This window comes from Mycoplana sp. BE70 (assembly GCF_031455855.1).
Taxonomy (GTDB): Bacteria; Pseudomonadota; Alphaproteobacteria; order Rhizobiales; family Rhizobiaceae; genus Mycoplana.
In genome coordinates this window covers 1-12475 of record NZ_JAVDTM010000014.1, presented here as the reverse complement: position 1 = coordinate 12475, position 12475 = coordinate 1, and the positions used below count along the sequence as shown (strand labels likewise).

The following is a 12475-nucleotide window of genomic DNA, read 5'->3' as shown; positions in this document are numbered from 1 at the left end:
GCCGGGGTTTGGGAGGAACCAACATGAACATGATCTCGAAGGACGTGATCGCGGCCGAGAACGCGAAGCGCGCAACCGATCTGAAGAGCGACTATGCCCATCTCGGAGAACAGCTTGCCCGCCGCGGCGTCGATATCGACGCCGTCAAGAAGAAGGTTGCGGCTTACGCGGTCGCCGTCCCCTCCTGGGGAGTCGGAACCGGCGGCACGCGCTTTGCCCGCTTCCCCGGAGAGGGCGAGCCGCGCGACATCTTCGACAAGCTGGAGGACTGCGCCGTCATACACGAGTTGACGCGCGCGACGCCAACCGTCTCGCTGCACATCCCGTGGGATAAGGTTGCCGACCTCGGGGCGCTGAAGGAAAAGGGCGAAGCGCTGGGCCTTGGCTTCGACGCCATGAACTCCAATACCTTCTCCGACACACCAGGCCAGGAGCATTCCTACAAATTCGGCTCGCTTTCGCACGCCAATGCCGCGACGCGCCAGCAGGCGGTCGAGCACAATATCGAATGCATCGAGATCGGCCGAAAACTCGGCTCGAAGGCGCTGACGGTGTGGATCGGCGACGGCACAAACTTTCCGGGACAGGCCGATTTCACCAGAAGCTTCGAGCGCTATCTCGAGGCGATGAAGGCGATCTACCGGTACTTGCCGGACGACTGGCGCATGTTCACCGAGCACAAGATGTACGAGCCGGCCTTCTATTCGACGGTCGTGCAGGACTGGGGCACCAACTACCTGGTCGCCAAGGAACTGGGCGAAAAGGCCTATTGCCTCGTCGACCTCGGCCACCACGCACCGAACGTCAATATCGAGATGATCGTCGCCCGGCTGACCCAGTTCGGCAAGCTCGGCGGCTTCCATTTCAACGATTCCAAATATGGCGACGACGATCTGGATACGGGCTCGATCGATCCCTACCGCCTGTTCCTCGTCTTCAACGAACTGGTGAACGCCGAGGAGCGCAAGGCCGAAGGCTTTGCCCCGGCCCACATGCTGGACCAGAGCCACAACGTCACCGACCCGATCGAAAGCCTGATGCGCAGTGCCACCGAAGTTTGCCGTGCCTATGCGCAGGGCCTGATCGTCGACCGAGCGGCGCTCACCGGCTATCAGGAAGGCAACGACGCATTGATGGCCTCGGAAACGCTGAAGGCCGCCTTCCGCACCAATGTCGAGCCGGTTCTCGCCATGGCGCGCTATGAAAACGGCGGGGCAATCGACCCGGTCAGCTGTTATCGCGCGGCGGGATACCGCGCGATGGTCGCCGCGGAACGCCCGGCCATCGCCGGCGGTGGTGGTGGGATCGTTTGAGGCAAGATCGTCCAGGCGAGACCCACTGCGACGCCGAGCTTCGGTCCTACGGCGCGGCGCGGCGTCAGATCATGCCTATCGTCGAGCATCGATCACACAAGGGGCTGAACAATCGCTCCGGATTTCAAAAGCGCGGTTAAAGGATTTAACCTGCATCACCGTTGGCGCCGCCGAGGTGGCGAAAGTCGATCGGGATGCGCGAACCAGACCGCGCAGCCATTCAAGGCTCATTGAGGTTTCATTTAGTCAAGTTTCACCTAGGGTAGCAGTCGTAAAAGAATCTATTTCATATATGGAGCAAAGACCGATTGCCGTCGCGACGACATTCACATCGGCTGTTCATTGGGGGGAAAACGTGACGAAAGACGAAACGCTCGACCGTCGCATCCAGGAGGAGATCGAAGGTCGCATCGTTTCCGGCGATTGGCCGCCGGGGTATCGCATTCCCTTCGAGGTCGACCTTGCCGCGCAGTACGGCTGCTCGCGCATGACCGTCAACAAGGTGCTGACCCGGCTGGCCTCGGCGGGCCTGCTCGAGCGGCGCCGGCGATCGGGCACGGTGGTCACGCGTCCGGTTGCGCAATCGGCGGTGCTCGAGATCCACGACATCGAGTCGGAGGTCAGGAGCCTGAATCTCTCCTACGACTACCGGCTCGTGCGCCGCGTCCAGAGAAAGTTCCGAGCCACCGACGCCGGGCGGCTGGCGCTGCCGCCGTCCGCCTCGATCCTCGAGCTGCACTGCATCCACCTCGCCGGCCGCAAGCCCTTCTGCCAGGAGGACCGCATTCTCAACCTCGATGCCGTACCGGAGGCCGCCGACGTTGATTTCACCGGCATCGCGCCGGGTCCCTGGCTGATCAACCAGGTTCCCTGGAGCACGGCCGAACACCTGATCAAGGCGGTGGCTGCGGACGAAGAGCAGGCCAAAGCGCTGGATATCGCCTCCGGCACCGCCTGCCTTGTCGTCGAGCGGCGCACCTGGAACGACAGCGGGCTGATCACCCATGTGCGGCTGACCTATCCCGGTGACCGGCATGCGCTGGTCGCGCAGTTCTCGCCACAGGCGAGGGTTTGACGATCCGCCTCATGCCGTAAGCCAGCGTCCGAGCGCGGCCAGGAACCGGTCATTTTCGGCGGAGCTGCCGACCGTGACCCGGACGAAGGTCTCAAAACCCTTTTCCTTCCACGGCTTGACGATGATCCCTTCCGACAGGAAGTGGTCCATCGCCGCCTGGCTGTCGCGGCGGACGTCAAGAAAGAGGAAGTTCGTCTGCGATTTCGGCGCGAACAGGCCCATGGCCGCGACCGCCGCCGCCATCCGCTCGCGCTCCGCCTTCACTGCGGCCACTGAGCGGTGCATCCACTCTTCGTCCTCCAATGCCGCGACCGCTGCGATCTGGGCCGCTGCATTGACGTTGAACGGCGTTTTGGCCGATGTCATCGTCCGCGCCAGGCGCTCGTCGGAAACGACGGCGTAGCCGACACGCAGCCCCGCAAGGCCATAGGCCTTCGAGAAGGTGCGCAGCACCACATGCGCGAGCGCCGTGTCGCGTAACACCTTGAGGCCGTCCGGGGTGTCGCCGTCGGTGAACTCGAAATAGGCTTCGTCGAGGACGAACAGCGTTTCCTTGGGCACGGCTGCCAGCATGCGGGACAGCCCCGCATGATCGAGCGCCGGGCCGACCGGGTTGGAGGGCGACGACAGGAAGACGATCGCCGGCTTCTCGGCCATCGCCGCGACGATCGCGTCGATATCGAAGCCGAGATCCTCGGCCATTGCGACCTTGACGACGCTTGCGCCATTGGCGAGCGCCTCGATCTCGTGCAGTCCGAAGCCAGGCGAGACGGTGACGACCGTCGCCCCCGGCTGCAGCACGGCGCGGCAGATCGCGGCGATCATCTCCTCCGAGCCATTGCCGACGACGATGCGCTCGGGCGCAACGTCGAGCTTGGCGCCAAGCGCTGCGCGCAGCGCGACACAGGCCGGGTCGGCGTAGCGCGACGGATCGAGCCCGGCGAGCGCCGCCCTCACCTTCGGCGAACAGCCATGCGGATTCTCGTTGCTGGCAAGGGCTGCGATCTCGTCGCGGCCGCTCAGCTTGCGGGCAACTGCGATGTTCATTCCGGCATTATAGGGCGGAAGGGCGGCGACATGCGGATTGAGCCGGATACCGGCATTGGTCATTTCGTTCACGAGCCCCTCCTCGGGCATTGATATTCAAGAATGCTGTGGTCAGAGGTCGAGCACGACGGACGATTTCGGCTTCGAGCAGCAGAGCAGCACGCGATTTGCCGGCACCTCGTCGAGCGGCTCCTCGGTATAGTCGACCTCGCCCGACACCAGGCCCTGCACGCAGCTGCCGCAGACCCCCGCCCGGCACGAAAACTCCGGCTCGACGCCCTGCGTCTCGAGAAACGCCAGGATCGACTCGCTGGCTTCGTTCCAGGCAAAGCTGCAGCCGGATTTTTCCAGCACGATGCGGATGCCGTCGCCGTCGTCGTTGGCGACCGGCGGTGCCTCCGCGACAGCCGCGGCCTTCGCCGCCTGCTGTTCGGAGTCAGACAACAGGCTTGCCGGCCCGAAGAATTCGTAGGCGATGTTTTCCTTCTTCACCCCGAGGCCGAGCAGCAGCTTGTACATCGCCTGCATGAACGGCGGCGGGCCGCACATGTAGACGTCGTAATCATCGAGCGGCAGCAGGCTCTGGATGGTCTCCCGTGAGATGAATCCGGTCGAATGGCATCGCGCCTGACGCACGTCGTCGTCACTCGGGAATCGGTAGCAGTAATGCACCTTGATGCCGGACCCGACGGCAGCCAGTGCCTCCACTTCCTTTTCGAGCGCATGCACCGCGCCGCTGTCGCAGGCGTGGATGAACCACACCGGCCGGTCGCTTTCGGTCGCCAGCACCTTCAGCATCGAGACGGTCGGCGTCAGTCCGACGCCGCCGGACAGCAGCACCACCGGGCGCTTGCTTTCGCTGTCGAGCTTGAAGGCGCCGCGCGGGCCGTCGATGTCGACGACCGCGCCGGTCTCGATCTCGTCATGCAGCCAGCAGGAACTGACCCCGTCCGGAGTTCCGGATGCGGGCGATGCCTCCCGCTTCACGGTGATCCGGTAAACCCCCTCCTCGCGCGGCGAGGAGGAGACCGTGTAGTTTCGCAGCACATGGCCGCCGTTCCGGTCGGGAACACGGATTGTCAGGAACTGCCCGGCCTCGAACGGCCGCCAGTGCTGCCGTTCGAGCGGTGCCAGATGGAACGAGGTGATAGTGGCGCTTTCGCGCACTTTCGCCACCACCTCGAAGGGGCGGAACCGCGAAGCCTGGGCGTCCGACATCTGTCCTCAACCTTATTCGGCAGCAGCCGGCGTCGATGCCGCGGCGGCCTCGGCCTCGGCGGCGATCATCTGCGCCAGCCTGCGGCGGAAGCGCATCGGTCCGACGTCGATCTTCAGGTCGAGGTTCGGGGTCTGTTTGTTGGCCATGCCCTGGTGAACCGCTTCGAGAACCACGCGGTCCTCCTCGAAGGCGCCGCGCACGGATTTCGCGAAGCTTGCCGAAACCTCGGCGTCGTCGGGCGCAAAGTTGCGCATCTGGAACCAGTAGTACTTGGTGTGGTTCTCATCGACCGGTGTCATGAAGTTGTAGCTGTCCATGAGGAAGGTATTGGCCGGCAGCTCCTTGCCTTCGCCGCCGGTATGGGCCGGTGCGAAGATCGCCTTGATGATGGCGTTGCTCGGATAGCGCACTTCATAGTGCTGCTTGCGGTCGGTGTTGCCTTCGAACTGCAGGAACGGCGCATAGAACGGAGCCGGCTCGGAGTCGATCATCCAGCGCCAGACGGTGACGCCATCATCCTTGACCGTCGTTTCCAGCGGCGTTTCCTCGCAGGCCGAGCTTGCGAAGGACGACTGGTGCACCCAGGCGACGTGCGACGGATCGAGCAGGTTGTCGGTCATGTACTGATAGTTGCACTTCAGCATCATTGATTCGCCGCGATTGACGCCCCAGGCGGGGTTGTCGAAGTGCTCGACCTCGAAGATGTCCTTGGGGTCGGCCTTGGCGGCATCGCCCATCCAGATCCACAACAGGCCGTAGCGCTCGTGGACCGGGTAGGAACGGACCCTGGCGACATGAGGGATGCGCTCTGCACCGGGAACCCGGGTGCAGGTGCCGGAACAGTCGAAGGTGAGCCCATGGTAACCGCATTCGACGTCGTCGCCCTTGATGCGCCCCATGGAAAGCGGCAGCTTACGATGCGGACAGGCATCTTCGAGCGCGGCCGGCGTGCCGTCCTGCTTGCGGTAGAGAACCACGTTCTCGCCGAGAATGGTGACGGGCTTCAGCTCGCGGCTGACCTCGTGATCCCAGGCGGCGACATACCAAGCGTTCTTGAGAAACATTTCACCCTCATTATCATTGCAGTTAGGGGCAGTATCGGCCGGGCCAACCCCTGCGACAAGCTGTCCGGTATTGCGTTTTTGTTTAGATAATCTAAAAAGCGGGCAACTTGACGATTGAAAGATTTCCCGATGTCGATGCCAACCTTGCGCGGCCTGCAGGCTTTCGAAGCCATCGGCCGCTGCGGCACGGTCAGCGCTGCCGCACGCGACCTCGGCGTGTCGCCGGGCGCGATCAGCCAGCAGGTGCGCAATGTCGAGCAGAGCCTCGGCCTGACCCTGCTCGAGCGCAAGGGCCGCCGTGTGGAGCTGACCTCGTGGGGCCGACTCTACTATGAGGAGATCGCCAAGGGCTTCCGGCAATTCGCCCACGCCGCCGAGGTGCTGGAGCGGGCCCGCAACCAGAGCGGCATCGTCTTGAGCGGCCTGACCTCGGTGATCAACAAATGGATCAGCCGAAAGATCTTCGACTGGCAGGCGCTCCACCCGGACGCCGCGATCCGCGTCATCGGCAAGGACGACGAGCCCCGCATCGGCTTCGACCAGGTCGACTTTCGCATCACCTACGGTCGCCGGGCGGCAGTTCACGAGCACTATACCGAGCTCTTCACCGACTGGGTGGTGCCGGTCTGCGCGCCTGGTCTCCTGTGGCAGCATACACTCGAAAGTCCGGCCGATATCCTCAAATTCCCGCTGCTCAACGTCGAATGGGAAACGGGCTACCTACCGCCGCCGCAATGGAGCGACTGGGCAAGAATGGTGAACGCCAGCGGCGGTCAAAGGCTTTCCAGCCTCTCCTTCACGCTGTCGAGCACCGCGATCGACGCCGCCGTAAACGGTCGCGGCTTTGTGCTGGCGCAGGTGTCGATGATCGCTGACGAACTCGCCTCGGGCAACCTGCTCATCCCTTACGATATCCGCATGAAGCTGCCGGAAAGCTACTTTCTCGCCTGGGACCGGTCCGCCCTCGAAAAGCCGTTCGGATCCGCATTCCACAAATGGCTGGTGCAGATATCGAAGAAGCAGGCACTGCTTTCCGCCCCGCGGCCGGAGGCAGCCTGATCTACTGCCTGTCTCCCAATAGGGGGCGGCCTCGGCATGAAGGCATGCATACGAACGAAAAAGATCGCGTGAATCCCTTTTCACGCGATCTGCTTCGGGCCTGCCGAGTTCGTGAGGATGCGTCGAACCGGGCTGCGAGCCGCAAGCCGAAGCGCCCTCCGGCCTGCGTGCTTTTTGACATGGTCAGTTCGCCAGCAGGGCCTGCATGGTGGCCCGGAACCGCGTGGCGATCGCCTCGCGCTTCGTGTGCCGGCCACCGGCGACGACCTTCTTGCCCCGCGCCCAGACGCAGTCGACGCTGACGCCGGAGGCGAAGATCCAGCTGTCGAGCAATTGGTCGCCGTCCAGATAGGGCACGGCCGCCGCATCGAGCGAAACGAGATCGGCGGCAGCACCGACGACAAGTTCCGGACGGCACTGCAAGGCCGCGCCGCCGCCGGCGAGCGCCCGGTCGAACAGCGACCGTCCGGTCGAGCCGCCGGTCTCGGCGATGACGTTGCGGGCGCGAAGGCCGAGCCGCTGCGAATATTCCAGCAGACGCAGCTCCTCGGGAATAGAGATCAGGATGTTCGAATCCGACCCGACACCGAAGCGTCCGCCCTCCTCGAGGAAGGCCGGCGCGGGGAAGATGCCGTCGCCGAGATTGCCTTCGGTCACCGGGCAGAGGCCGGCGATCGCGCCGCTCTTCGCCATGCGCCGGGTCTCGTCATCGGTCATGTGGGTGGCATGGATCAGGCACCACTGGCCGTCGATCCCGGCATTCTCGAGCAGCCATTGCACCGGACGCGCGCCTGACCAGGCGATGCAATCGTCGACTTCCTTGGTCTGCTCGGCGACGTGGATGTGGATCGGTCCCTCGCCGGCCAGCCGCACGGCGATCTTCAGCTCTTCCGGGGTGACGGCCCGCAGGCTGTGCGGCGCGACCCCAAGGACTGCGCCGTCAAGGCGATCGGTCACGGTCCGGCAACCGGCCATCAGCGCCTCGAAGCGATCGGCCGTGTTGATGAAGCGCCGCTGGCCCTCGATCGGCGCAGCGCCGCCGAATCCGGAATGGGCGTAGAGGACGGGAAGCAGCGTCAGGCCGATGCCGGTCTCGGAGCTCGCCGCACCGATGCGCTCGGCCATTTCGGCGATGTTAGCGTAGGGGCTGCCGTCCTTGTCATGGTGGAGATAGTGGAATTCGCCGACCCGGCAGAAACCGGCTTCCAGCATTTCCATATAGAGCTGCGCGGCGACCGCCTCGACATGCTCGGGCGTCATCGACAGCGCGAATTTGTACATCACCGTCCGCCAGCTCCAGAAGCTGTCGGAGGCCGGACCGCGCACTTCGGCGAGGCCCGCCATCGCGCGCTGGAAGGCATGGCTGTGCAGGTTCGGCATTGCCGCAACGACCACCCGATGACGCTCGTCGCCGGCCTGCGGCGCGCTGCCTGCCTCGATCCTTTCGACCCGCCCGCCCGAAAGGGTCAGCCGCACGTCGCGCTGCCAACCGTCCGGCGTCAACGCCGCGCCTGCGTGAATAACTGTCATAAGGTCTCCTCTCGGGTCCGCCAGTGGATTGCAAATTTTTCCACTTGTCACTCGGATTATTATGTATATACATTATCACAACGAAAGAAAGGCGCAAGGCTGATGGTCGGGAACAATTTTTCTGAAGGCACCGCTGCGAAGGCCGGGCAGATCACGCTCTGGCGCAACGCACGGCTGGCAACGCTCAACGAGGCGCTCGGCGGCCTCGGGATCGTCGAAGATGGCGCGATCGCCGCACGCGACGCGCGCATCGTCTATGTCGGGCCGGAAGGTGGCCTGCCGGCCGACCTCGCCGGCGCGGAGGTCATCGATTGTGAAGGCCGCTGGATCACCCCGGCGCTCGTCGACTGCCACACCCATCTCGTCTATGGCGGCAACCGCGCCCGCGAATTCGAGATGCGCCTCGATGGGGCGAGCTATGAAGAGATCGCCCGCGCCGGCGGCGGCATCGTTTCCTCGGTGAAGGCGACGAACGCCTGCACGGTGGACGAACTCGTCGCCACCGCCCTGCCCCGCCTCGACACGCTGCTGTCGGAAGGCGTCTCCACCATCGAGATCAAGTCCGGCTACGGTCTGAACATCGAGGCCGAAATCAAGATGCTGGAAGCGGCCCGCCGGCTTGAAACGCTGCGCCCGGTGCGCATCCTCACCAGCTATCTTGCCGCCCATGCCACCCCGTTGGAATACAAGGGCCGCAACGACGACTACATCACCGAAGTTGTCCTGCCGGGCCTCGACGCCGCCCATGCCAAGGGCCTTGTCGACGCAGTCGACGGCTTCTGCGAGGGCATCGCGTTTTCCACCGCGGAAATCACCCGCGTCTTCGAGCGCGCCAAGGCGCTCGGATTGCCGGTGAAGCTGCATGCCGAGCAGCTTTCCGATCTTGGTGGCGCCAAGCTGGCAGCCTCCTATGGCGCGATCTCCGCTGACCATCTCGAATATCTTGATGCCGACGGTGCGAAGGCCATGGCGGAAGCGGGCACGGTCGCCGTGCTGTTGCCGGGCGCCTTTTACACGCTGCGCGAAAAGCAGCTGCCGCCAGTCAACGCGCTGCGCGAGGCAGGCACGCGGATCGCGATTTCCACCGACAGCAACCCCGGCACCTCGCCGCTGACCTCATTGCTGTTGACCATGAACATGTCCGCCACCCTCTTCGGTCTGACCGTCGAGGAGTGCCTGGCGGGCGCCACCCGCGAAGCGGCCCGGGCCCTCGGCCTCATCGGCGAGACCGGCACGCTCGAAGTCGGCAAGTCTGCGGACCTTGCCATCTGGAACATCGATCAGCCTGCGGAGCTCGTCTACCGCATCGGCTTCAACCCATTGCACCATCGCGTCTTCAAGGGAGAGAGGGCAAACTCATGACCATCATTCTTCATCCGGGCTCCGTTCCCCTCAAGGACCTTGAGACCATCTACTGGACCGGCGAGCCGGCCCGCCTCGATCCGTCGTTCGACACCGGCATCAAGAAGGCCGCCGCCCGCATCGCCGAGATCGCTGCCGGCAATGCCCCGGTCTACGGCATCAACACCGGCTTCGGCAAACTGGCCTCGATCAAGATCGACGCCGCCGACGTCGCCACCCTGCAGCGCAACCTGATCCTGTCGCATTGCTGCGGCGTCGGCGCGCCTCTGGCCGAAAATGTCGTGCGCCTGATCATGGCGCTGAAGCTCGTCTCGCTCGGCCGCGGCGCCTCGGGTGTCCGCATCGAAGTCGTCCGCCTGATCGAGGCGATGCTCGAAAAGGGCGTCATCCCGGTCATCCCGGAAAAGGGTTCGGTCGGCGCCTCCGGCGACCTGGCACCGCTCGCCCACATGTCGGCGGTAATGATGGGCCATGGCGAAGCCTTCTTCGCCGGCGAGCGCATGAGTGGCGCCCGCGCCCTCGACAAGGCCGGCCTTTCCCCGGTGACGCTCGCCGCAAAGGAAGGCCTGGCGCTGATCAACGGCACCCAGACCTCGACTGCGCTGGCACTCGCCGGGCTGTTCCGCGCCCACCGCGCCGCGCAGGCCGCGCTGATCACCGGCGCCCTTTCGACGGACGCGGCGATGGGCTCCTCGGCGCCGTTCCATCCGGACATCCATACACTGCGCGGCCACCAGGGCCAGATCGACACCGCCGCAGCACTCCGCACCCTGCTCGAAGGCTCGGCCATTCGCCAGAGCCACATCGAGGGCGACGAGCGCGTGCAGGATCCCTATTGCATCCGCTGCCAGCCGCAGGTCGACGGCGCCTGCCTGGATCTGCTGCGCTCGGTTGCCCGCACGCTCGAGATCGAAGCCAACGCGGTCACCGACAACCCGCTGGTGCTCTCCGACAATTCGGTCGTCTCCGGCGGCAACTTTCATGCCGAGCCGGTGGCGTTCGCCGCCGACCAGATCGCCCTTGCCATCTGCGAGATCGGCGCCATCGCCCAGCGCCGCATCGCGCTGCTCGTCGACCCGGCCCTTTCCTACGGCCTGCCTGCCTTCCTCGCCAAGAAGCCGGGCCTCAACTCCGGCCTGATGATCGCCGAAGTCACTTCCGCCGCGCTGATGAGCGAGAACAAGCAGCTGTCGCATCCGGCCTCGGTCGATTCGACGCCGACCTCGGCCAACCAGGAAGACCACGTCTCGATGGCCTGCCATGGCGCCCGCCGCCTGCTGCAGATGACCGACAACCTTTTTGCGATCATCGGCATCGAGGCGCTGACCGCGGTGCAGGGCGTCGAGTGCCGCGCCCCGCTGGCGACCAGCCCGGAACTGCAGAAGGCGGTCGCGACGCTTCGCGCCGTCTCGCCGTCGATCGAGGAAGACCGCTACATGGCCGACGACCTGAAGATCGCCAGCGATCTCGTCGCCTCCGGCACCCTGAACGCCGCCATTTCCGCCGGCATCCTTCCGGCACTGGAGGGCTGACGATGACCGTCTTCGAAGTCCGGCAGGGCACCTCGCCGGTCATCCTCGGCTTTCCGCATACGGGGACGATCGTCCCCGATGCGATCCGGGCGCGGCTGAACGACAACGGCCGCATCCTCGCCGATACCGACTGGCACATCTTCGAGCTCTATGACGGGCTGCTCGACAACGTGACGACGGTACGGGCAACTTTCCACCGTTACGTCATCGACGCCAATCGCGACCCGGAAGGGGGGAGCCTCTATCCCGGCCAGAACACCACCGGTCTCGTGCCCGAGACCGATTTCGACGGCACGCCGATCTGGAAGGACGGCGAAGCCCCTGATGCCGACGACATCGCCACGCGACTGCGGGATTTTCATGCCCCCTATCATGCGGCGCTTGCCGCCGAGATCGAGCGGGTGAAGGCGATCCACGGCGTTGCCGTGCTCTACGACTGCCATTCGATCCGCTCGCACATCCCCTTCCTCTTCGAAGGCAAGCTGCCGGACTTCAACATCGGCACGGACATGGGCAAGACCTGCGATCCGGCGATCGAGGCGGCGACAGCCGAGGTCTGCGCGAAGGCCGACGGCTACGTCAGCATCCTCAATGGCCGCTTCAAGGGTGGCTGGACGACCCGCCACTACGGGAAGCCGGAAACCGGCGTGCATGCGATCCAGATGGAACTGGCGCAGTCCAGTCATCTTGCCACCGAAGTCCCGCCCTTTGCCTATGACGCCGCCAAGGCAGACCGGCTGCGCACTCATCTCAAGACCATTCTCGAGCGGATCGAACAGATCGCGCTTGGCCTGAAACGCTGACCCGAAGGGAACCGCAATGACCAACCCACGCCACAACATCCGCGATGTCCGCGCGCCCCAGGGCCCCGAACTCAACGCCAAGAGCTGGATGACCGAAGCGCCGCTGCGCATGCTGATGAACAACCTCGATCCTGATGTCGCGGAAAACCCGCACGAACTGGTCGTCTATGGCGGCATCGGCCGCGCCGCCCGCACCTGGGCGGACTTCGACAGCATCGTCGCGACGCTGAAGGACCTCAACGAGGACGAAACGCTGCTCGTTCAGTCCGGCAAGCCGGTCGGCGTGTTCCGCACCCACAAGGACGCGCCGCGCGTGCTGATCGCCAACTCCAACCTGGTGCCGCACTGGGCGACCTGGGACCACTTCAACGAGCTGGATAAGAAGGGCCTGGCCATGTACGGCCAGATGACCGCCGGGTCGTGGATCTACATCGGCACCCAGGGCATCGTTCAGGGCACCTACGAGACGTT

General features: G+C 64.7%; 10 protein-coding genes and 2 pseudogenes. 8 read left to right on the top strand and 4 right to left on the bottom strand.

Annotated features, from left to right (window positions below):
* The first annotated feature begins 23 nt into the window (after window positions 1-23).
* The 3 genes and pseudogenes from rhaI (at window position 24) to hutC (ending at window position 2388) form a co-directional block, all read left to right on the top strand.
* Window positions 24-1313: an L-rhamnose catabolism isomerase gene (gene rhaI / locus J2Y48_RS21670; RefSeq protein ID WP_310422406.1), complete on the top strand. Its 1290-nt coding sequence runs from the start codon at window positions 24-26 to the stop codon at window positions 1311-1313.
* Between the two features lie 35 nt (window positions 1314-1348).
* A pseudogene (locus tag J2Y48_RS21665) lies at window positions 1349-1432 on the top strand (IS6 family transposase); the annotation flags it as partial.
* Window positions 1433-1605: 173 nt separating this feature from the next.
* Entirely contained in the window at window positions 1606-2388 is a 783-nt protein-coding gene (gene hutC / locus J2Y48_RS21660; RefSeq protein ID WP_310422402.1) for a histidine utilization repressor, read from the top strand.
* 9 nt (window positions 2389-2397) lie between these two features.
* Here hutC and hisC read toward each other — a convergent pair whose 3' ends face one another.
* From hisC to J2Y48_RS21645, 3 genes are read right to left on the bottom strand one after another with little or no spacing between them, the layout of a single operon-like run.
* The gene (hisC, locus tag J2Y48_RS21655; RefSeq protein ID WP_310422760.1) at window positions 2398-3498 is read right to left on the bottom strand and encodes a histidinol-phosphate transaminase; all 1101 of its coding nucleotides are present in this window, start codon (window positions 3496-3498) and stop codon (window positions 2398-2400) included.
* A 48-nt stretch (window positions 3499-3546) separates the two neighbouring features.
* Window positions 3547-4653 carry an FAD-binding oxidoreductase gene (locus J2Y48_RS21650; protein WP_310422399.1) on the bottom strand — a complete coding sequence of 369 codons (1107 nt, stop codon included), beginning with the start codon at window positions 4651-4653 and terminating at the stop codon, window positions 3547-3549.
* A gap of 12 nt (window positions 4654-4665) precedes the next feature.
* Complete coding sequence (locus J2Y48_RS21645) at window positions 4666-5718, bottom strand: aromatic ring-hydroxylating dioxygenase subunit alpha (RefSeq protein ID WP_310422396.1); 1053 nt, start codon at window positions 5716-5718, stop codon at window positions 4666-4668.
* 129 nt (window positions 5719-5847) lie between these two features.
* Here J2Y48_RS21645 and J2Y48_RS21640 point away from each other — a divergent pair, with 129 nt between their 5' ends.
* Window positions 5848-6777: a LysR family transcriptional regulator gene (locus tag J2Y48_RS21640; RefSeq protein WP_310422394.1), complete on the top strand. Its 930-nt coding sequence runs from the start codon at window positions 5848-5850 to the stop codon at window positions 6775-6777.
* Window positions 6778-6960: 183 nt separating this feature from the next.
* Here the strand turns inward: J2Y48_RS21640 and J2Y48_RS21635 are convergent, their stop codons facing one another.
* Window positions 6961-8307, bottom strand: coding sequence for a formimidoylglutamate deiminase (locus tag J2Y48_RS21635; protein ID WP_310422390.1), 1347 nt, complete (start codon window positions 8305-8307; stop codon window positions 6961-6963).
* A gap of 102 nt (window positions 8308-8409) precedes the next feature.
* Between J2Y48_RS21635 and hutI the strand changes: the two genes are divergently transcribed.
* From hutI to J2Y48_RS21615, 4 genes and pseudogenes are all read left to right on the top strand, one after another.
* Window positions 8410-9669 carry an imidazolonepropionase gene (gene hutI, locus J2Y48_RS21630; protein WP_310422387.1) on the top strand — a complete coding sequence of 420 codons (1260 nt, stop codon included), beginning with the start codon at window positions 8410-8412 and terminating at the stop codon, window positions 9667-9669.
* Window positions 9666-11201, top strand: a complete 1536-nt coding sequence (gene hutH, locus J2Y48_RS21625; RefSeq protein ID WP_310422385.1) for a histidine ammonia-lyase — start codon at window positions 9666-9668, stop codon at window positions 11199-11201. The genes hutI and hutH overlap by 4 nt, the downstream gene beginning before the upstream one ends.
* Before the next feature lie 2 nt (window positions 11202-11203).
* Window positions 11204-12004 (top strand): N-formylglutamate deformylase, encoded by an 801-nt coding sequence (gene hutG, locus J2Y48_RS21620; protein WP_310422382.1) that lies wholly within the window; start codon window positions 11204-11206, stop codon window positions 12002-12004.
* Between the two features lie 16 nt (window positions 12005-12020).
* Window positions 12021-12475: pseudogene (locus J2Y48_RS21615) on the top strand (urocanate hydratase); the annotation flags it as partial.